This is a genomic window from Nostoc sp. 106C, from assembly GCF_002154725.1.
Classification (GTDB): domain Bacteria; phylum Cyanobacteriota; class Cyanobacteriia; order Cyanobacteriales; family Nostocaceae; genus Aulosira.
The window spans coordinates 87,814-108,282 of sequence record NZ_MTAW01000184.1 but is presented as its reverse complement, the minus strand read 5'-3'; the positions used below and the strand labels follow the sequence as shown (position 1 = coordinate 108,282).

Below are 20,469 nucleotides of genomic sequence, written 5' to 3'. Positions count from 1 at the left end.
ACACTGACAACTGACAATTGACTATTGACTCTTTTTACCCTTGTATCGCTTGAATGAGTGCATCACCCATAGCACGACAACCTAAAAGCTTGGTACCGGGTGAGAGAATATCTCCAGTGCGATCGCCTTGTTCTAAAACTTTTAACACAGCATTTTCAATGGTATCTGCTGCTGCTGGTTGGTCTAAACCGTAGCGTAGCATCATCGCTGCACTCAATACCTGTGCTAAAGGATTAGCTTTATCCTGCCCAGCAATATCTGGGGCAGAACCATGAACGGGTTCAAACACACCAGGCCCGGAAGCACCTAAACTAGCAGAGGGCAGCATCCCAATACTACCAGTGAGCATGGCAGCAGCATCAGAAAGAATATCCCCAAATAAATTGCCTGTGACGATGGTATCGAATTGCTTGGGAGCGCGTACCAATTGCATCGCCGCATTATCTACATAGAGATGAGATAGTTCGATATCGGGATATTCTTGGGAGAGTTTGGTAATGCGATCGCGCCACAACTGAGATACTTCTAAAACGTTCGCCTTATCTACCGAACAAAGTTTGCCGCTGCGTTTGCGTGCTGCTTCAAAAGCTACTCTGCCAATGCGATCGATTTCCGATTCGGTGTAAACCATTGTATTTACACCGCGTTTTTCTCCAGTCTCAGTTTCAAAAATTCCCTTAGGTTTACCAAAGTAAATTCCACCAGTGAGTTCGCGTACCACCATAATGTCAACGCCTTCCACAACTTCCCGTTTCAAAGTTGAGGCGTCAATCAGCTGAGGCAAAATCTTGGCTGGGCGCAAATTCGCAAATAATCCTAAACCTGCACGCAGTCCCAACAAGCCTGCTTCTGGGCGGATATGAGATGCTAGAGAATCCCACTTGTAACCACCAATAGCAGCAAGTAATACAGCATCGCTGTTGCGACAACTCTCCAAGGTAGCAGCAGGTAGAGGTTCGCCTGTAGCATCAATTGCTGCACCACCTATCAAAGCTTCTTGAAAATCAAACTTCAAATCAAATTGCTTCCCCACGACTTTCAGCACGTCTACCGCTACAGCCATAATTTCGGGGCCAATGCCATCGCCGGGGAGTAGGGTAATGCGGTAGTTCTGGGTCATAGCTAGTTTTTACTGAGTAAATGCTTGCAGAATAAATATCATACCGAGCAAAGTGTACTGATGAGTGAATAGATCTCTGGCAAAAATTAGATTTAAAACAAAAAATAACTACAGATGAACACCGATGAACATAGATAAACCTTATCCATGTTAAAATCTGGAATTTTGAGTTATTCAGTTGTATTATTGCGGCGAAGGAAGCAATCGCAAAACTTTGGTAGGACTTACGCAAAAGTCACGGAATTACGTCATTACGAGCGTTCGACGAAGTCGTTCCCGTTCGGCAAAGCCGTTCTCGAAGAGTAGGGTAGCAACGTAATCGCCTCAAACTCTGTGATTACTTCCCTACACTACATTCCGGTTGCAATGACAAATTTTGCTTGCGTAAGTCCTGTTTGGTAAAAAACTACAGTTCTCAAGTTAGACGAGGTTTAACTTATCGATGTTTATCTGTGTGCATCTGTGGTTTGATATCAAAAATACTGCCTTATCCAAAAGCTCTAATCGCTACTGCTCTGGGTTAAGTACAACATTTATTTCTGATATACGTATTCCCAGAGGTTGCCAATGGGGGTCGCTAGAAGAAAAAGTGCCATCGCCTGATACTGCTTGGTAATCTTTTGGGTGATTCTTGTAAGCACTAGGAGCAGCATCTACTTGTAGACTCAGTTTGCCGAGATAACGAGATAATTGGCTAGTCTTCAACAAGATTACGCCGCTATAGTCCCAACCCAAACCGAAGAGTTGAAAGTTGCCTAACTTTTTGCGTAACTCACTTAATGGAGTACCTATACTTAAACCTTCAGGAGTTTTCCAACCAGAACCGAGGATATCTATACTAAGTGGTTTAGTACGAGTTTGATCGCTCCAAACTACTAGGAACGATCGCTCTTTACCGAGATTTACCTGAGTAGCAGCAAAACTACCTATCCCTTCCGCGCCAGAAATCGTTTTATCAACTAAACATGATGCACCAAACAGCTTGACTAAATCTTGCTTGGTGGTTTTGCGTGTCACGGGGCCAACTCTTTCGCCGGGAATAATTAAATTGTCTGAGACTTTTTTTGCCTGCGCGACGGTAACTGGATGATTAGGTGTTTGGGGTACAGCGAATACTGGGTTTGATGTATAGCTGAGTAGCAAAACTAAGGTAGTTGTCGCAATCTGTGTAATGGAATTCATGGGTTCTGTTCTGGTGTGTGAAGAAAGAAACAGACGCGATCGCTCGCGCCTGTAACTAAGTTAGGAGTGTTAAATGAACAAGTTTTGACTTCTTGCTGTTATCTACTACAAACTCGCAATACCTAATTCCAGATTGTCAGTTGTCAGCGATGCACTGAGTTTCGACCTCGCGGTAATCGAGCGAGATCGAGATTCAACTCCCGCTTGCCAAAGTGTTGTTGTTGGAAGGAGTTTATTACCCCATCGGTTATTACTTGTTTTACTAATGACCATTGACAAAAACTCCATCTCTCCGTGGGTGGTGTTTTTTATTATTGAAATTTGTCATTAATTTTGAGTGAAAGTTAAGATTTATAACCTTACGAATGCGGGTATATTTATCAGTACTTCTGAGAATTATGAGAAAATTATGAAAAATTGAGAGTATCAACGAATGCCTTTTTCAGAAAATCCGGACAGAAAGCCCAGTTTACCTGAAGTTCATCGCAGTATAGCGATTCCTAAGACTAAAAACATCTGGCGCAAGATGTTAGCTTATGCAGGCCCAGGATATCTCGTCTCAGTAGGATATATGGACCCTGGTAACTGGGCGACTGACTTGGCTGGGGGTGCTAAATTCGGTTATGCATTACTAACAGTAATCATGCTTTCTAACTTGATGGCGATTTTAATGCAATCGCTGTGTGTGCGGTTGGGAGTAGCAACAGGAAGAGATTTAGCACAGGCTTGTCGAGATTATTTCAGTCCGCGTGTGAACTTTTGCTTATGGGTACTTTGTGAGATCGCGATCGCGGCTTGCGACTTAGCGGAAGTTTTAGGAAGTGCGATCGCACTGCAACTTCTTTTTGGCATTCCCCTAAGTTGGGGTGTATGTATAACGGCGCTAGATGTAATTGTACTGTTGCTGCTACAACACAAAGGTTTTCGTTATACAGAAGCTTTGGTAATTATGTTAGTAGCAACTGTTGGACTCTGCTTTCTGGCAGAAATCATCTTTTCGCGCCCTGACTTTGGGGGAATTTTGTTAGGTTATGTTCCCAAAATAGAAATTTTGCAGAATCCAGAAATGCTCTACATTGCCATTGGCATTTTAGGGGCAACAGTGATGCCGCACAACTTATATTTACACTCATCAATTGTGCAGACGCGAAATTGGGAAGTAACGTCTGAAAAGAAATGGGAAGCTATTAGTTTCAGCACAATTGATTCAACAGTAGCCTTGTTTTTCGCATTGTTTATCAACTCAGCAATTTTGATTGTTTCTGCTGCCACTTTTCATTTTTCTGGTTATCACGATGTAGCAGAAATTAAAGATGCTTATAAGTTGCTCTCTCCCATATTGGGCGTGAATGCAGCGAGTGCAATTTTTGCTTTGGCATTACTTGCTTCCGGGCAAAGTTCAACTCTCACTGCAACCTTGGCAGGGCAAATTGTCATGGAAGGATTTCTCAATTTGCGCTTAAAACCTTGGTTGCGTCGGTTGATAACTAGACTAATTGCAATTATCCCAGCATTGATTTCAATTATATTTTTTGGTGAAAAAAGTACAAGCGGTTTACTAATTTTCAGTCAAGTTATCTTAAGTTTACAACTATCATTTGCGGTTGTACCTTTGGTAATGTTTACAAGTAACCGCCGCTTAATGGGTGAGTTTGTTAATCCTTTATGGCTGAAAATTTTATCGTGGTTAGTAGCGATTGTGATTGGTAGCTTAAATGTTTGGCTACTATTGCAAACTATTTCCGCGTTACTGTCCTAGTTAAAATAGTGACATGGGTCAAATCCCAACTCATGCTGCAAGTATGAAGGAGTCAAATTATGAACCATATTCAGCGCACAATCACCTACTTGGGAATCACAACTTTATTTGCTGGAACACCTATTGTTGTTAATGCACAGGCACCACAAACGCGCATCAACCAGAGGAATTTTCAAGAATACTATAACCAAGGAGTGCAAAAACTTGAGCAAGGTAACTTCAGTGGAGCGATCGCGGATTTTAACCAAGTAGTAGCGCTTAATCCTCAATTTTATGAGGGTTTCTGCCTCCGAGGTTTAGCTAAATCTCAAACAGGCAACTGGAAATCAGCTATTTTTGACTTTAACAAGGCGCTGCAACTTAATCCTCACCATGCAGATGCGTATAAAAGTCGAGGGATAGTTCATGCAGAACTAGGAAATCTTCAGAAAGCGATGTCTGACTTTAACCAGACAATAAAAATTGATCCGAAGTCCATAGATGGCTACTATAACCGAGGACTTGCCTATTTAAAACAGAGAAATCCCCAAGCAGCCATCAAAGATTTTAACCAGACACTAAGCCTGAATCCCAACCTGGCTGATGCCTACGGAAATCGGGGGCTTGCTCAATATGCTTTGGGAGATAGCAAGAGTGCTCTTGCAGATCTCCAGCAAGCTGCAAGACTGTTTCGTCAACAAGGGAATACCCAAGGCTATCAACAAACACAAGCTCTGATCCAGCAGGTTGAGCAGTAGTTAACTGTGCAAAGGCAAATTCTTTCTAAGTCGTAATCCTACTAACAATCCCACAATCACAAAAGCTGTCATGTAAGCCAGACTAATAAACCGTACTGAAAAAGGCGGTGCAACTCCTTCTACATCTATGTCTTTTTGCACTTTAAACGGCGTAAATTGGCGGGAAGCATTGGGTTGAGGAGAAATTTCCACCTCTAACTTGTGGGGTGCGCCATCAAAAAACCCTTGTTCCCAGGAAAATTGTCCTGTGGTATCGGGAACACCCTGGTATGCAAAATTAACCCAACCATCCTCAAGCTGGGTGGTTTTGATATTTAATAGTACTTCTTGGACAGGCTGATTGGTGTTTTCGTCAGTAACTTTTACCTGTAGAGCAGCAGGTTTGCCTACGGTGGCGCTATCATCTCCTAATAATTGCGCTTGGAAACCCTGTTGGCGAACAATTCCAGAGTTATCAACTGGCGCTGCGGTTGCCGCTCCATGATCGTGATGATCGTGGTTATGTGCGTGCCCTGAACTCTGTGATTGGGCAACTTCTGCACTGATGTTAACGAATAATAGAGCTGAGATCGCTACAACAATTACCCCACTCAATAATAATCGCACTTGCTGGGGTGCCATTTCTCCTGGTGCGATCGCTTGTCGTCCACCAATTATCCAACCACCACCTAGTCCAACCAGTAACAAAATTACAGTGAGAATCGCAAAATTCCGGTATTTTACCCAATTCTCTGCCACTGGTAATGTCAGGGTTTGCTGAATTGGAGTAAAGGCATTAGCTACCACTGGGGTAACATTCACCTTGAGTTGGTAATTTCCCCGAATTGGCAGTATTTGTTGGAATTCTAGCTGCCCTTTAGGAGCGATGGTCTCTATATCTAGTAGCTTGGTTCCCTCCACTATGGGAAAATCTGTTGTGAACCAAGGGGTTGGAGGTGGCGTGAAAATTTGCAGGTTAAATTTAGCATTATCTAAAGATTTATCTGTGGAATCTTCTGCTTGCAACGCCAATTTGACTGGAGATTGGGGTGTAGTGGCTTCAGCTTCAAAGGGTATTAATTGACTTGCTGGTGTTGGGCTAATCAGTCGCACATGCGGTTGAGGCGACTGGGAGAAGCCCGCAAAACTATAAAAAACTACACTCATCATACAAATAGCGCTGATGAGTGTATAAAGCTTAAATTTCGACATTGTGGCTGTGGATCTCTACAGTACTAAAGGAGCTTATCAAACTCGATTGACCCAGCGTACAAGTTTTCATGTACTGTATTTGTCGGTTGATCGTGGGAAATCTTGAGCACTAGGTCGTAACGCTGATGATTCCCCCATTCCCAGCAGGATATGGGGGTTCAAAAATAGTTGCTAACTATTTAGTGACAAGGCACCAGCAAAGTGTGGTGACGTGGGCTGTGTACGCGATCGTGGATTGCGGGATAGGTCGTAAAATAAACAGTCCAGAGTGTCAACGTGCACAGTGAAACGAAAAGTGTTGCTTGTACAGGCTTTGATAAAGTCAAGCTTGCCGTCTTTTGCAACACTGAAGGATGAGTCTGAGTTGTCATTATATACCTCGTATGAATCTAGAACAGTTAACGCATCGGCGGGCATTCCGGCTAGGGCTTGCTTTAGCAACTGCTTTCTTTTTGAACCTCGAAATTCATACCCAAGTTTTCCCATTACCTTTAGTGGTTGTTCTCCACTAAAACCGATTATTACGCAAATAACACAATATCTTAGTTTTTCCTAGCGTGCCACTCTGTATATTTATGCAAAGACATTGAGTTTGAGAGCAATAGCCCTTGTTGGTTACAGGCAACACACTCTAATACTTTGTCACAACCATAAATGTTCATAGCAAGTATGAAAGTGCTTTGAAAAGAGTCTAAGCCGCTTAATATAAGTCTTTAGATTATCAAAAAAAAGGATATAGCGTTTCTCAATTCAGCGAGGTATGGGAAGAAGTAATTAACCACAGATGAATTCGTACTTCAGTAGACTAGAAATCGCTATAATATGAGGTTGGTAAAAAAAGAAAGACATAATCTTTATTTCTAACAGTTGCGCTCACATTCATTTACTATTGCTATAGAGATGTTAATGCTTAATTAGACATATAAAGTACACAAAATTGACATTGTATTGATAAATACTAGTGGTAAGTTTTTATAAAAAAGCTATCTAAGTTATTTAGTAATTAAGTATTTACAGATTTAATGCTAAGTAATTATTTTGTATTATTTATCTACAAATAATTTTGATGCTTTTTGTTAAATGCATTTCTCTGTGGAGAGTTTGTATGAAGAGAATTGTTTCATCTTGTTTATTAGGTGTTTTACTGATTTCTAGCGTTTTGGCCAAACATGCATCCGCTGAAACTGCTGAAAGTAAAAGACATAGCAACATTGAGCGACGCGAACAACAAGAATATAGACAGCACGAGCAATTAGAGCGGCATAGTCAATGGCTCGCGCAACGTGAGCGTGAGCGTAAACATCGTGAAGAAACTGGGCTTGCGCAACGTGAGCGTCAACATCGTGAACAAAGTGAACAATTGAAGCTTAGACATAGTCAATGGCTTGCGCAACGTGAGCGTGAGCGTCAACATCGTGAAGAAACTGGGCTTGCGCAACGCGAGCGTAGACATCGTGAACAAAGTGAACAATTAAAGCTTCGGCATAGTCAATGGCTTGCGCAACATCAAAGGAGGAAATAACTTGCAAGGTATTGGAGAAATCAAAGAATACAATTAAAAACAATAAATCTGATTAAATCATTAAATAGGAGGGTATTAACCTCCTTTTATTTTTGTTAATTCAAAGGAATAGGATATTATAAAGCACATTCTTTAACGTGAGTTTGACGATTGGAAAAAGGCAGAAAGGTTGCGGTTATTCAATAATTTATATAGAAAATTTATAACAATATTTTGGCAGCAGAAGGCAAGGAGTTGGGAACTGTTGCCTATTACTCGTTCTCCATTCCCATATTCCAAACATCCACTGCCTCTCTATGCAATGTCAAGATGTTTGGCATAAGTCACGCTAATCAATATGAGGGCTATTGAGCTGCGATCGCGCTTCTAGAAAAAACTGTTCGATATACTGATTGTTTTTTTGTGGTTTTTGTGCCATCCTCCTTTACATAAGCGCTTAATACGATAAACCGATAGGTTTACAGTATTTTAATAAACGAGCTAGAAGAGGAGAAGCAGCATGAAACTTATGTTTTGTCAAAAAAATTTGCACAAACTAAATTTTGTTGGCTGTCAATCTTCTATCTTTGTTACAGCCTTCTTACACGATTCAATTCCAATGGGAGATTAAAGCAGTGTCTCCCGATAAATCGCAAAAATCCTCACCAGTCCATAGCCGTATTTTGGTACCTCAGCGATATCACAGGCAACCTGTTATTTCGCGGCTAATATCTCGTTATGGTTTAACCATAAATATTACAGCAGCATCATTAGTATCAGATAGCGAAAGCGATGGCTGGTTTGATTTAGAACTTTTAGGAAACCCCCAACAACTAACCAGTAGCCTATCTTACTTGCAAGGGTTAGGAGTAAATTTAGTAGAACTAGCGATCGCCAACCAAATTCAATCTGATCAGCATTCCCAACCATTTCCAAATTCACCGAACAAAGTAATTACCAGTCAATGTGAAACGCTTAAATCTCAGTGGACAGAAGAATTCCAAGCATGGATTTCTCAAGGTCAAACTAATCGCCTACGCCTACAAATGTGCATCTTGAAAACCTATTACGAGAAACCTGTCATTTCTCAACTAGTTTCTCGCTATGGATTAACAGTGAACATTACCAGTGCCTTTCTTAACCCTGACATGCAGGATGATGGCTGGTTTGACTTAGATTTATGGGGCAGAACAAGGCAAATTTACTCTAGCCTGAGTTATCTAAAAAAACTGGGATTACCAATTTGGCCTGATTGGTCTAGTACAGTACGGCAAAAATTTTTGGAATAAAAAGTTTTTTGAATTACTTACGCTCTAATGACAGCATTAGAGATCGCATTTTTGCTGAGGATCACCTGATAACTAATGGAAAAAATGCGATCGTTATTGCATCCAACGTTAAATCAAACCTTTTGAATCTCCTCTCTTAACCCGCTGTAGCTTCTGCTAAGCGTTGTACCTCTGTTTGCGTTGTCGGAGACTGCTCAAAAGTAGATGCGATCGCATGAGACTTGATAGAAATATCATCCACTGGGGGATTTTGGGTACAACAACCGTCTGTCCACAGTTCGCCTGATTTATGCTGACATATTTTTTTGATTTGCTGGCCCATAAAGAGTAGCAATTTTTTCCAAATGCTGTAGTGTGCTTATTGATCATAGTATTAAATGGTAAAATCCGGCAACAAGCGGTAATGAGTGGTAACACTTATACAAATACCTAGCAGAATCTATCCTTCTGGGTTGAAAAAAGGTGTATGAATATATGTATGTATTCAGTAGTGTAAAGAATATTCCTTTTTTATGCTTGATTGTAGATACAATGTGCGTTTGACGTTCGGCTGGAAAATACTACTTCGACAGATATCGATGTAGATACCCCAATGCTTCATACTTACTTTTTCTAGCTAATAGTTAAGAGTTCTGATGGAACACGTTGACTTGGGAGTAACATATGGTCAATTAGTTGATTTCGCAACTCTTTAGTAGAGTAACTATCACTTTTGATGCATTTGAGTAGCAAAATGTTTGCATAAAAATAATCTTTTAAAGCCTTGATTTCCTGTTGCGTAAATTTAACGTCATTCCAGCCAATATTTAAATATAATCTCATTGCCGATCGCAATCTATTTGCCCAGTCCAGCCAATCTGACTCCGGAGCTTGTTCATCAGGTAGACTTTCTTTTAAAAAAACAAGAAAATCTGCTAAATCCTCATTGATATTGTTTTGGTTTTCAACAGAATTGTTTTCATGATGATAGCTATGCTCGCTGTGAGCACCAGTTTGCATAAGAGGATAATCTTCGTGTTGCGGGAGATTTTTATCTTCTTGTTTGGTAATACTGATGACGTGACTATCCTTATCAAAACTTACTTTACTGCGTAGTTGAGGTATTCTAACTGGATCATCACTAGCAGGAAGTTCTTTTTTTAACAGTGGGCTTAGTTTTTGAGATTCAAACCCCTTTTCCCCAGTTTTACTAGAGACTAATTTAGCATGAAAGTCAACTAAATTGAAGGCAAAATCAGATAGTAATGACCGAGGATAAATTCGTTTTCTTTCTTTATTTACTTCTCTTAAGCTGACGGCCAGTTCCTGGGCCAGATTATAATCAACTTTTGTCTGTAAGTTGCTGTAGAGTTCAAATACCTGATCGACCAATAAATAAAATGCTCTCCATGAACTAGATTTAACAGCATGTAAACTAGTTACATCGTCCAACCAAGTCAACATATCTTGCAAAGCTTTGTTTTCTACAACCAACGTATTGATTTGGCGAAACATTAGTTTAAGAAATTCATCGGTATTTGCGAGCCGTCCAGCAATCATGAGAAATACTTCTCGCCATTGATGATTTGTTAAGTGCTGTTTAATAACTTCGTTTAAAGTTTCAGTGTTGCGTTTCTCCACTATGTAATGAGCAACGAAATATTCTTGAAATGTAAGATGAGAAAATGAGTATAAATCTTTGGCTTGCTTAATCAGTAATCCATGATTTGCCTCAATTGCTCTCAAAATATCTTGACTATGATTAACCAGAGTTTCTGGAGTTATTTCTAGAATATTTTCAATATAATTTTCAATTATTTTTTCTAGCTCTCTTTGCTGCCAAAAATACTTTTGTGGTTTTTGATTAAAAGCTTCATAAGCTATCTGACTCAGCAAATTGATTTTTCTCTGATATGGTAGGTTAAAGTTATTATGTGAATTACGCTCTATTCGCCTACCAGCATCCCATTTTCGTAAAAGTATATTTACAGCATCCTCTGTCAGTAAATACCGATTTCTGGGAAAGTCATAGTTATCCTCAAATACCAAACACAACATAGTCAGTAGCAACGGGCTTGTGGTTAGTTCTTTAAGAGAACTATTTCTTTCAATTTCAGCTAAAAATTTCTCTCCTAACTGTGGTTCTTGACATAATTCAAACCATCTATTGACAAACAGCAAAACTTGGTTTTCATTAAAATCTGCTATTTCTACCTCAGTAAAGTGCTCAAATGTATAATCTGAGGCTCCAGAACGGCAGGTTAATACAAATATATTTTTTGAATATTGTTCTACTAATGCATTAATATTGCGATAAATTCTATTGCTCTCTGTTTCTACGACTTCATCTAATCCGTCTAACAAAATTAAAAAATGACCTAGCTCTAGTAAATCTTGGACAATTTGAGATGGTTGAGAAACGAATTTAAGAAACTCTCGTTGGATTAAATCAGAAAGGTTTGGTTTATCTGCTTCCTCTGCAAATTCTTTTAATGAAATAAAAATTGGTATAGGTTGCTTTTCCAATTTAGCAGAATACATTGCCAGGTGTTTAAGAAATGTAGTCTTACCTGCTCCCGGATTTCCCCACATAAGAAGCTTTTGGTAATGATTTACGGCATCAAAAGCTGCCATATTTTTGGTGCTTACCCGATAATTAAGGCGACTAAAGCTGATATTTTCGTTTGATAAATGAGTCAGAATTTCTTCTATCGTTTTTTGCTTTTTAGCTTTAACACTTTCTAGAATATTTACATTTGTATAAATACTATCTAGTTGCACAGGCTGGGTCATGGTGAGCACTTTCATTGTGCCGCATTTTGTCCTTATATATTCTTGGTAGCGCTCAATCCACTCTGCATTGACATCAAAATCTGGCTGTTCTAAATTTTCTAAAGCTGTTTTTTGTCTTAAAGCTTCTTGATAACTTTCGCAACCTAGTAATACACCGCATAAGAAGTTAAGATTTTTCTCTTGCACCTTCATGGGTTCAGTTCTATTAAAAAAGTTGCGAACGGTTTTATCTGAGATTACGTCTTTACTACTGTTTATTTTATCTTGATAAATATGATTAAGCTCGGCAATTAGTAACTTAGGTGAACCACCAAATTTTTCTGCGTACGCTTGCTTTAATTTTTCCCATACTTGTTGATTGACTACGATTGCTGTCATTTCTATGTTCTCTACTTATTTTCAATCTTTGAGTATTCTAGAGATTAGAGCTTATGTATGAAGCAAATCATAGATAAATAATCGTTTTAACATTGAATAATTGATACTTGATAAATATAGTGTTGTTAATTATTAAAATCTCAATGTCATCTTTACTCAAGCTGAAAATATGGTTAGTACGCTCTCTGGCAAAATTCAAAAAAGATAAAGTAAGATTTTAAATTATTTTGAAGATACGGAGCAGCTTAAGGTCAAGTATTAGTTGGTTGGTGAAAGTCAAGAGCGTTTGATAAGCTCCCCTTAAACTTTGATGTTACTAATTTTGTAGGCTTTATAGGGTCATTAGTAGATGTATTTTAATGTATAAATACTCATACTACTAGTTAGCTATCATCTCAAGCTTTAGTTTTATTTTTACTTTACAAAGAGCTACTTGGCAGTGCTTAAGTATGCTCAAAGCTAGTTAGTAACATCCTGATATCATGTCCGCCTCATCGCTAACAAGTTAAACTAGGGAGGATAAATGTGACCTATGGCAGAACCAACAATCTTGCACCGAAAATCTCCTTAGCGAGTACGTCTACTATGTTGGTAATAATTAATAAAATCTTCAGTGCCGTGAATTACTAAAGCTGGAATATTTATTTCTCTAAGCCTTGATTTGAGGAGCAACAGACAAGTGTTGATTTATTAGGGGCTATTTTGATTTTCTTACCGACTTGGGCGGCGTTCGGTGTGCGCCAAAGTATTTCTCACTGCGATAGCGCAGCCATACCCGCAAAACTTGCGGAATCTGCTCTTTTTGTTCCTGCGAGAGCGTGTTGTAAAGGGCTAACGCGCGATCGCGCTCACCCCGACAAGCAGCGTTGTTATGAGCATCCCAATAGCTGCGGGCTACCCGAATTCGCCGACAGACTTCCTTAATCAGGGCTTCTCCAGTGAGTGGAGCGTCTTGCTTTCCCATACTCAGATACTATAGAGTTCTAATGCTATCGTAGCGAGTCACACTCATCCTCACAATCGCAACCAAAATTGAGCCAAACCCAGCGGAGCAGTTCAACATCTCGAACTACCTTTGGTAATTCCTAATCTCATAACTCAAGCTGTTGTGTCCAATGCATTTCCCCATGCGCTCCTGCGATCGCTGGGACTGATTTGCCAACCTATTTCACCCTTCTATACTGCATGACCCTCTTTCAGCACTTGATCTAAAAGGTTTCTAGCTGGTTGTGCTTTAGTTAGCGCTGCTTGATGGTCGCTATAAGCACGAACCAGGCGAGAAAGACCGCTGACACCTGCTTTGAGTTGTTCAAGCTCTTCACCAGCAATTAGTTCTCCATCTAGCACTCGCCCGATCAAAGGTTTGACATCACCCACTTCCTGCCGGACTTTTTGCAGTTTTTCTAAAGCACTCAGCAAGCTTTTTAGTGAGTTCAAGATCTCGTCAATATCCTGGGTTGCTTCCACTACTTCTGACGAATCTTTGACTGTCGCCGTATCCTCAGTGTCTTTGTCTGCGGGCAATTCTTGTGCAGACGTTTCAGTTTTCGCCCCATTTGTTTTTGCCATCAATACTTCCTCAAGAAATTTTCCTTAGTTTATCGCTCTTATAGCAAGTTGCCAAAATATAGTTTGCTGGTAATACCATTTAAGGTTTGTACTCTTCAAGCAGGTAGGAACTTTCTACTTGTCAAGCTTATGTACAATACAAATAATAATTTTCACTTAATTCAAAAGCTCGTAAGCACCGCCGCGATCAAGCGCACGCTGGTAAGCTGGACGTGTATGGATACGATCTAGGAATGCCATGAGTTGCGGACGGCTCGCATTCAGTCCTGCCCGTACAGCAGCCGCTTCCAGAGGGAAGCTCATCTGGATATCAGCCGCAGTAAATTCGTTACCAGCAAACCATGTGCTTTTTCCAAGCTCCGCCTCCAGATAATCTAGGTGCTGCGCGATTTGAGGTTCAATAAACGAACTCTTGACGCGTTCGGCGATCGCCTGAGCGATTGGTCGCACGAAAAAGGGCATTTGTTCATTCTCGATGCGATCGAAGACAAGCTTCAGTAGCAGTGGAGGCATTGCCGAGCCTTCTGCGTAATGCAGCCAGTAGGTGTAACGCAGTCGATCCGGTGTACCCAAAGCCGGAACTAGGCGTCCGCTACCGTAGCGTTCAACCAAATATTCAATGATGGCACCGGATTCCGCCAGGGTCAGCGCACCGTCGGTAATCACTGGTGACTTGCCTAGCGGATGTACCTTGCGAAGCGACGCTGGTGCTAACATGGTTTTCGGGTCCCGCTCGTAGCGCTTGATTTCGTACTCGATGCCGAGTTCCTTCAGCAGCCAGAGTATACGCTGAGAACGGGAGTTGTTCAAGTTGTGGACAGCGATCATCAGATTTATCCTCTAAGCTGTATATTTATGCAATTAAGGTGAATTTATGCCTTTTTTTTGCATCTCTTGCTGCCGCATGGGCATAGCATCAATTTCCGCAAAAATTGCTGTGGCTTGAACTGGTGTCACATCAGTGCGCTTAACACCACCATCTTTGCCCACCAAAATGACGCGAAAATTTTCTTTGTCAATCCCAAAGTGCTCGCGCAACTTGGCAGCAGCAGACTCATCTATTGGCTGTCCGTTGGCATAGCTCTCATCTGTTACCAGAATCTCTACGAGAACCAAATCCCGATCTGCAAAACCGCTTTTTTGCTCTTGTAATAGCTGTATCTGCTGCTGATAGGCTTGGTTATCAACCGATGGTGCAAAGACTAGTAGCACCCGGTTTTTCCATTTGTGGGAACTGAGATTAAATGAAGACATTTTGAGAGCATAATTACTTGAACCTTGAGCAGTACCCGCTTGATTAACTGGCGACAGCATTGTAAACGCTAATAGAGCAAGGGCAATTAATACTGACTTATTCACAAAGGGGGTTTTATCTGCTTTTCATGCTCTTAAGCTATCATCACCTACCCCACTCATCTTCTATCTGGTGATATATAGCAGTTAAGGGAACAGGGAACAGGGAACAGCATAGAGAATCTGTAATTAATTTTGTTTAGGTACTTATCTCTTCGCTGGCTAACAATTTTTCACTTCCCAAAAAGTTTGTAGTATCCCCTTGACATCATGTAGCGTTTGTATTACAAATGTAGTATAAACAAACAAGCTTCCTCAAGAAGCAAAAGTAAAACCTCTCAGAACCTTGACAATTGCATAGATGCCAGTTTTTGAGGATGTAGCTCAATAACTCTCATAGGCAATACCCACTTTTGGGGCCGCGATTGGCGTTCGACTGCTCCGAAACCAACAAACGGACGGTTGCAGGAGTCGGGTTCAATTCCCGACGGCTCCATTTGCTTTGACTTTGATTGAAGTCGCAATGACCTCAATCAGAGCATCGCAATCACGCAAACTTGGGTCTGTAGCTCTAACGGTAGAGATCCCGGATGTCACTTGTGCCCTAACAGAAAAAGCTTACATACTAGCTCAACAGTAGAGCGATCGCTTTCTAAACGATAAGTTGCAGGTGCGATTCCTGCGTGTGTTACCACAGCTTTTTTGACTCGCATGAGGTGTGAGTGCAACTCTCACAGGGAGGGTATCGGTTCAATTCCGATCAGATCCACTAATACAATTCGTAATTCGTAATTAAACAAAGAGGTGATGACAATGGTTCATATTCGATTTGAAGGACGTTCTGTTGATGTTGCAGAAACACAACTAGGAATTGCAGCAGGCATGAATGATGTGACAGTGAAGGAGCAGGTTGCGCGGCATTTAGATGTAAATAGCGATCGCCTCTCTGCTTACATAATTGATCGCCGCCCTAGTGGTGATTTGATAGTTCGTCCTGAAGCAGTTTATGGTTGAAGAAGGCAGATGGCAGGGAGCAGATGGCAGAAGGGAAGAAATCTGTTTTACCTGGCTTCTAACAACCATCCGTGCCCTAACAGAAGAAGCATACATACACATTGATAACGGTCCTAAGGTAGTAAAATTCGAGCGATCGAACTAGCGAAGCACGATTTCTAGGTCTCTTGCAGATTTAGCGTGCGTGCCCACTGCCAATATTTGGTAAGAGCGGCCGTGCTGTAAAAAGCTTCTTGAACTTGCACGGAATCATTTAATACTTAATTCCGCGCCCGAACTTGTAAAGCCTACACACCATCCAGCAATGGATATGCAGGTTCGATTCCTGTCGCTCCCTTTGATGGGAGCGTAGCCAAACTGGTAAAGGCAATTGTGAAAACTGCTTTGCTAACTTGCGCGGAATTTCAATTATTTAAATTGTATTTATCTACAACGTTAACTCAATCACACGGAGGTGAGTTCAATGATGTCCGCTAACTCATTTGTAATAACGACTCAATCAGTAAAACTATCTTTAAACAACATGAGTTATGAGCGAACATCGTTTGAGCGAGATTGTGATTGAACGCCCTCGCGGTGGGAGGAGAATCAGTCTCAAAAAGCTGACAGGTTTTAAAAAGCAGTTAGACAAAATCACCGAGGAAGCAACTCAGGATGGATTGTTGAATCCTTACCTGATCAAAGCTACAAATAAATCCAAGCATCTTTCAGATCATCTTGGCCCCCTGCGTCGATTTTTGCGCTCGAAAGTCGGACAGCCGTGGAATGATGTTTACAGCGAATTGTGCCAACGATTAGATCCCAGCACAATGGCAGGACAGCACGTTATCGATCATGTGTGGGATTACGTTGAACGTCATGTAGAAATAATTGATGGTGGACTTTATAGCAAGCCTTACCGAGGGTATCAACTTCAGTTAAATGGGAGTTACCGCGATCGCTTCTATATCCATCCTCAAACTGGCATTCTTTGTGCAGTCGAGAAAGTACCTCGAAAACAGAAGCGAAAGCCGGAACAACCCAATGTTGTGATTGTTGATGATTATCATCATTACCACAAGCTGAATGAGATTTGGTATCTAATTACCTTTAAAGATTTTCCCCCACCACCAACTGATTATGTGATGGATGTTTTCAAAGGTTTAATTCACCGTTCTAGCGCAACTTATAGAGGTCGCAAAATTTACGCTGCTAATAAACAGCAGTGTAATAAAAAAGAAATTCGATTTATTTTAAATCAACTTTCTAAAAAGTAAAATTTTCACTTCGTGCCCTAACCGAATAAGCTTACATACTAGCCGAATTGGAACAGGCACTTGACTTAAGATCAAGCTATTACGGGTTCAAACCCCGTGTGTGAATCAACAGCTTTTTCAACTTGCACGAAGTGATTTTATTAATTATCAATTATGAGTAAACTGCAACTCATTGGAGGTTGCCATGTCTGTGAAAACTCTAGAAATTTTAGAACAACTCAAGTCTCTAACTGTTACTGAAACTGCTCAACTAGTGAAGCAGATTGAAGCAACCTTCAATGTTGATATTTCCACACCGAAGCTCATTCAAATTGATAAGCGAGATGAAGATGAGGTTCAACCACAGATTCAGACCGAGTTTGATGTCTTGTTGGTATCGGTTCCAGCAGAGAAAAAGATTGCCCTACTCAAGGTCATTCGCACGGTGACTGGACTGGGACTCAAAGAAGCAAAAGACTTTGTAGACTCTCTTCCTAAAGTGGTGCAGACAGAATTAAACCAAGAAACTGCCCAAGTACTCAAGCAGCAGTTAGAAGAAACAGGAGCCGTTGTTTCTCTCACATAGTATCGAAATCCAAATTATCTTCTCTGCGCCTCTGCGTCTCTGCGTGAGATTCTTTTTTAAACGAACCGCAAAGGGTGCAAAGGACACGAAGAGAAGAAAAGAGATAGAGGATTTTACGAGTGAATTAGGGCTCCTATCTACAAACTCAAATTTATTAATTGGCAGTTGTTGCCGCGCCCCGATCGCAGAAGCTTACATAACTCTGAATCAGTTATACACAATGCTTCTACAACTTGCGCGGTGACTCGATCGCCCCGCGTGCAACATCTGCCTCCTTCAATGTTGGATTTTAGATTGCAATCCAAAATCTAAAATCTAAAATCTAAAATTCTTTGAGGAGGTTATTATGAATACCGCAGAACGTGACCTGCGCTTGGAAATGCTCAACAGTTTGCTGACTACCCCTCACCGCAAGCTTGAGCAAGTCGCAGAAATTCATAAGTTAATTGTTGAATTAGATCCGCTTTTTTACGGACACTTGGCAGTTTGGTATCAGCGTCATGGTGATGTTCGCGACCACAAGGAAGTATTTGTGGCTCATTTGCTCACCAGTAATCTAACCGAACACAGAGATGCTGGATTTGTAATGCTACAAGAGTTTCCGCCCTATCAGGTGGCTCGGATAGTGGACTTCATGAAGCAGCAGCAAAATAAACTGCCTCGTTCGGCTCGTACTGCGGTGCGACGTTACTTGAAGGCACGAGAAAGCAATCCGGCTCTATTCGATCGCGCAGCTTTGCGAGGTCGTAAGGCGATGAAGCACCTATATGCTTCGCTGCATATTAAGCCGAATGAACGGGCAAATGCGATTCTGTTCCGCGATACTCCGCCAGAGGGTTCGTTAGCAAATGTGCTGAAGCAGCTTGCTAAGGCAGAAAGTGCCGCAGAACAAGCACGGCTAATTGTGGAATTCAACATTCCCTACACGATCGCAATCGGTGCAATCAAGCAACTTACACCAGTTGTGTTGGTGGCGTTGATAAATAGCATGACTCCCCAGGAAACGATCAATAACCTCAAGTCACTTCAGGCGAGAGGTGCAATGGATCACCCAGAAGTCAAAAAGTTAATTGACTCCAAGCTGGAGGAAGCATCTAAGAGTGGGCGTGTGGCTGCATTCAAAGCACAGATTGCCGCAGACGCCGCAGATTTAGACGCAGACACCGTTGCAAAGTTGGAAAAAGTGACTAACGAACAGGTGAAGCGACGTGGTGTGATCGCTCGTCCAACCGCCCTACTGGTTGACAAGTCCGGCTCAATGGAGAATGCGATCGCAGTTGGTAAGCAACTTGCTGCTCTCATCTCTGGTATCACCCAGGCAGAACTATTTGTCTACGCCTTCGATACAATTCCTTACCCCGTCACCGCACAGGGCAAAGAGTTGACCGACTGGGAGCGTGCCTTCCAGCACATCAAGGCGGGTGGTGGTACTAGTATCGGCTGTGCATTGGAAGCAATGCGCAAGAAAAAGCAGGTAGTTGACCAAATCATCATAGTCACGGATGAAGGCGAGAATGGTGCTCCTTACTTCAGTGAAGTCTACAAGACCTATTGCCGAGAGATGGCAGTGATACCCAATGTAGTAATTGTCCGCGTAAGTACTTATTACAACTGGCTGGAGAGTCAACTCAAGCAGCAGCAAGCACCTGTAGAAACCTTCACTTTCCAGGGTGACTACTACAGCTTGCCTAACCTCGTTCCACTCCTAACGCGCCCCTCTCGCCTGGATTTGCTGATGGAGATTCTGGATATGCCGTTGCCTGTACGGGCAGATAAGTAAGGTTAGAATATGGCATTGCTCAATAAATAAATTTTTGGGCAGTGCCATTTCCAATTTTGCTACTGTCGTTCAATCTGGAACAGTGTCTACCGCTTTCCTAATTTTGCTAATTCTTTGAAGTCTGATTTCCGAATTCTAAAACTTAGATTTATATTAAATCATCTAATTGAGCAATCTTCTCTTTAGAGAAATCAAAGTTTTCTTGAAAGAGTCGTAGTGATTCTTGTAATTCTTGTTGAACTTTTTCTAATTTATCTATCAAAAGATCCAATTCATTTTTGCCTGGAGAAAAATTATCCTCAATATAAGCCATTACTCTCTTCCGTTGTTTTTCGGCAGATTCTAAATATACGTAAAGTTTTACTATACTATTTGATAGTTTATTATCAAAAGTAGACACTTCCTTTCTAAAAATAAAATATAAATCTTTATCTCTATATATAGAGATAACCATTATTTCAAAATTTTGCTTACCTTTAAGATTTAAAATAATTTTATTTATTAGTTTATCTCGGATAGAAAATTCTTGATACATAGCATAAGCAATATTGGTTTGCTCATATTTCTTTTGTCTTTCCCAATTTTTAGCTAGAGTACAATTAGAAGAAAAAAATCCAATTACACCACCAACGATTGTACTAGTCAAAGAAGCAATCATGATAGGCAAAGCTTTTTCCAGAATAGAAATATTTTCTGAGTGCATACTTAATCCAAAATTTTTATTACTCTTGCTCAAAAAGTGTCGAATATTTATTGTAGTATATTGTATTATATTAACATCCTGCGTGCCCTAACTCTTGGAGCCTACATACTAGTACGAGAGGAAAGGTAACACTGTCAAATACAGTGGGCGTGTGTGAACGGGGAGTGCGAAGAACCTGGAAAGTCGGCTTAGAAGTAGCCATCTTTAAAAGAGTGTGTAACAACTCACCAGCGGAGTCCCTCTAGTAACTGAGAACACGCAATGCTCCACCAACTTGCACGCGGGAAATCATTATATAAATTCTCTAACTTTGCTGAATTTACGTATAAATTCTTCTTTGCGCCTTTGCGGCTTTGCGTG

21 protein-coding genes and 1 tRNA gene are annotated in these 20,469 nt (G+C 40.9%); 11 read left to right on the top strand and 11 right to left on the bottom strand.

All coding sequences use genetic code 11. The features are described from left to right. Positions 1-34: 34 nt before the first annotated feature. A complete protein-coding gene (leuB, locus tag BV375_RS27945) occupies positions 35-1,120 on the bottom strand; it encodes a 3-isopropylmalate dehydrogenase (RefSeq protein ID WP_086766543.1) in 1,086 nt (361 codons plus the stop codon). Between the two features lie 507 nt (positions 1,121-1,627). After that, positions 1,628-2,302 carry a hypothetical protein gene (locus tag BV375_RS27940; protein ID WP_086766541.1) on the bottom strand — a complete coding sequence of 225 codons (675 nt, stop codon included), beginning with the start codon at positions 2,300-2,302 and terminating at the stop codon, positions 1,628-1,630. 433 nt (positions 2,303-2,735) lie between these two features. Here BV375_RS27940 and BV375_RS27935 point away from each other — a divergent pair, with 433 nt between their 5' ends. Next, positions 2,736-4,061, top strand: a complete 1,326-nt coding sequence (locus BV375_RS27935) for an Nramp family divalent metal transporter (protein ID WP_086766539.1) — start codon at positions 2,736-2,738, stop codon at positions 4,059-4,061. A 59-nt stretch (positions 4,062-4,120) separates the two neighbouring features. Continuing rightward, positions 4,121-4,798 (top strand): tetratricopeptide repeat protein, encoded by a 678-nt coding sequence (locus tag BV375_RS27930; RefSeq protein WP_086766537.1) that lies wholly within the window; start codon positions 4,121-4,123, stop codon positions 4,796-4,798. Here the strand turns inward: BV375_RS27930 and BV375_RS27925 are convergent, their stop codons facing one another. Both BV375_RS27925 and BV375_RS27920 read right to left on the bottom strand, forming a co-directional pair. Then, positions 4,799-5,989, bottom strand: coding sequence for a hypothetical protein (locus BV375_RS27925; protein WP_086766535.1), 1,191 nt, complete (start codon positions 5,987-5,989; stop codon positions 4,799-4,801). A gap of 179 nt (positions 5,990-6,168) precedes the next feature. Then, positions 6,169-6,360, bottom strand: coding sequence for a CbtB-domain containing protein (locus BV375_RS27920; RefSeq protein WP_086689557.1), 192 nt, complete (start codon positions 6,358-6,360; stop codon positions 6,169-6,171). A 12-nt stretch (positions 6,361-6,372) separates the two neighbouring features. Between BV375_RS27920 and BV375_RS38885 the strand changes: the two genes are divergently transcribed. From BV375_RS38885 to BV375_RS27910, 3 genes are all read left to right on the top strand, one after another. Further along, positions 6,373-6,501 (top strand): hypothetical protein, encoded by a 129-nt coding sequence (locus tag BV375_RS38885; RefSeq protein ID WP_279432975.1) that lies wholly within the window; start codon positions 6,373-6,375, stop codon positions 6,499-6,501. A gap of 593 nt (positions 6,502-7,094) precedes the next feature. Next, complete coding sequence (locus BV375_RS27915) at positions 7,095-7,511, top strand: hypothetical protein (RefSeq protein WP_086766533.1); 417 nt, start codon at positions 7,095-7,097, stop codon at positions 7,509-7,511. Positions 7,512-8,125: 614 nt separating this feature from the next. After that, a complete protein-coding gene (locus tag BV375_RS27910; RefSeq protein WP_086766666.1) occupies positions 8,126-8,779 on the top strand; it encodes an NIL domain-containing protein in 654 nt (217 codons plus the stop codon). A gap of 136 nt (positions 8,780-8,915) precedes the next feature. On the opposite strand, the gene BV375_RS27905 is transcribed toward BV375_RS27910, so the two are convergent. The 6 genes from BV375_RS27905 to BV375_RS27880 all read right to left on the bottom strand — a co-directional run bounded on the left by BV375_RS27905 (position 8,916) and on the right by BV375_RS27880 (position 14,857). Then, positions 8,916-9,101, bottom strand: a complete 186-nt coding sequence (locus BV375_RS27905; RefSeq protein WP_086766531.1) for a hypothetical protein — start codon at positions 9,099-9,101, stop codon at positions 8,916-8,918. Between the two features lie 290 nt (positions 9,102-9,391). Beyond that, on the bottom strand, positions 9,392-11,929 hold the full coding sequence (locus BV375_RS27900) for an NACHT domain-containing protein (protein WP_086766529.1): 2,538 nt from the start codon (positions 11,927-11,929) through the stop codon (positions 9,392-9,394). Positions 11,930-12,626: 697 nt separating this feature from the next. Further along, a complete protein-coding gene (locus BV375_RS27895) occupies positions 12,627-12,893 on the bottom strand; it encodes a Precorrin-3B methylase (RefSeq protein WP_086766527.1) in 267 nt (88 codons plus the stop codon). Positions 12,894-13,105: 212 nt separating this feature from the next. Next, positions 13,106-13,498 (bottom strand): hypothetical protein, encoded by a 393-nt coding sequence (locus tag BV375_RS27890; protein ID WP_086766525.1) that lies wholly within the window; start codon positions 13,496-13,498, stop codon positions 13,106-13,108. A 156-nt stretch (positions 13,499-13,654) separates the two neighbouring features. Then, positions 13,655-14,326, bottom strand: coding sequence for a glutathione S-transferase (locus BV375_RS27885; protein WP_086766523.1), 672 nt, complete (start codon positions 14,324-14,326; stop codon positions 13,655-13,657). A 33-nt stretch (positions 14,327-14,359) separates the two neighbouring features. Beyond that, positions 14,360-14,857: a DUF4174 domain-containing protein gene (locus BV375_RS27880; protein WP_208099201.1), complete on the bottom strand. Its 498-nt coding sequence runs from the start codon at positions 14,855-14,857 to the stop codon at positions 14,360-14,362. Between the two features lie 747 nt (positions 14,858-15,604). Between BV375_RS27880 and BV375_RS27870 the strand changes: the two genes are divergently transcribed. The 6 genes from BV375_RS27870 to BV375_RS27850 all read left to right on the top strand — a co-directional run bounded on the left by BV375_RS27870 (position 15,605) and on the right by BV375_RS27850 (position 19,406). Next, positions 15,605-15,805 carry a hypothetical protein gene (locus BV375_RS27870; RefSeq protein ID WP_086766521.1) on the top strand — a complete coding sequence of 67 codons (201 nt, stop codon included), beginning with the start codon at positions 15,605-15,607 and terminating at the stop codon, positions 15,803-15,805. Next, entirely contained in the window at positions 15,798-15,950 is a 153-nt protein-coding gene (locus tag BV375_RS37230) for a hypothetical protein (RefSeq protein WP_166507542.1), read from the top strand. Before BV375_RS27870 ends, BV375_RS37230 begins: the two co-directional genes overlap by 8 nt. Before the next feature lie 385 nt (positions 15,951-16,335). Beyond that, positions 16,336-17,061, top strand: coding sequence for a hypothetical protein (locus tag BV375_RS27865; RefSeq protein ID WP_086766519.1), 726 nt, complete (start codon positions 16,336-16,338; stop codon positions 17,059-17,061). 32 nt (positions 17,062-17,093) lie between these two features. Next, a tRNA-Leu gene (locus BV375_RS27860) sits at positions 17,094-17,164 on the top strand. A gap of 81 nt (positions 17,165-17,245) precedes the next feature. Continuing rightward, entirely contained in the window at positions 17,246-17,626 is a 381-nt protein-coding gene (gene rplL, locus BV375_RS27855) for a 50S ribosomal protein L7/L12 (RefSeq protein WP_086766517.1), read from the top strand. Between the two features lie 346 nt (positions 17,627-17,972). After that, positions 17,973-19,406: a VWA domain-containing protein gene (locus BV375_RS27850; RefSeq protein ID WP_086766515.1), complete on the top strand. Its 1,434-nt coding sequence runs from the start codon at positions 17,973-17,975 to the stop codon at positions 19,404-19,406. Positions 19,407-19,554: 148 nt separating this feature from the next. Here the strand turns inward: BV375_RS27850 and BV375_RS27845 are convergent, their stop codons facing one another. Further along, positions 19,555-20,109 (bottom strand): hypothetical protein, encoded by a 555-nt coding sequence (locus tag BV375_RS27845; RefSeq protein WP_086766513.1) that lies wholly within the window; start codon positions 20,107-20,109, stop codon positions 19,555-19,557. Positions 20,110-20,469 lie beyond the last annotated feature (360 nt).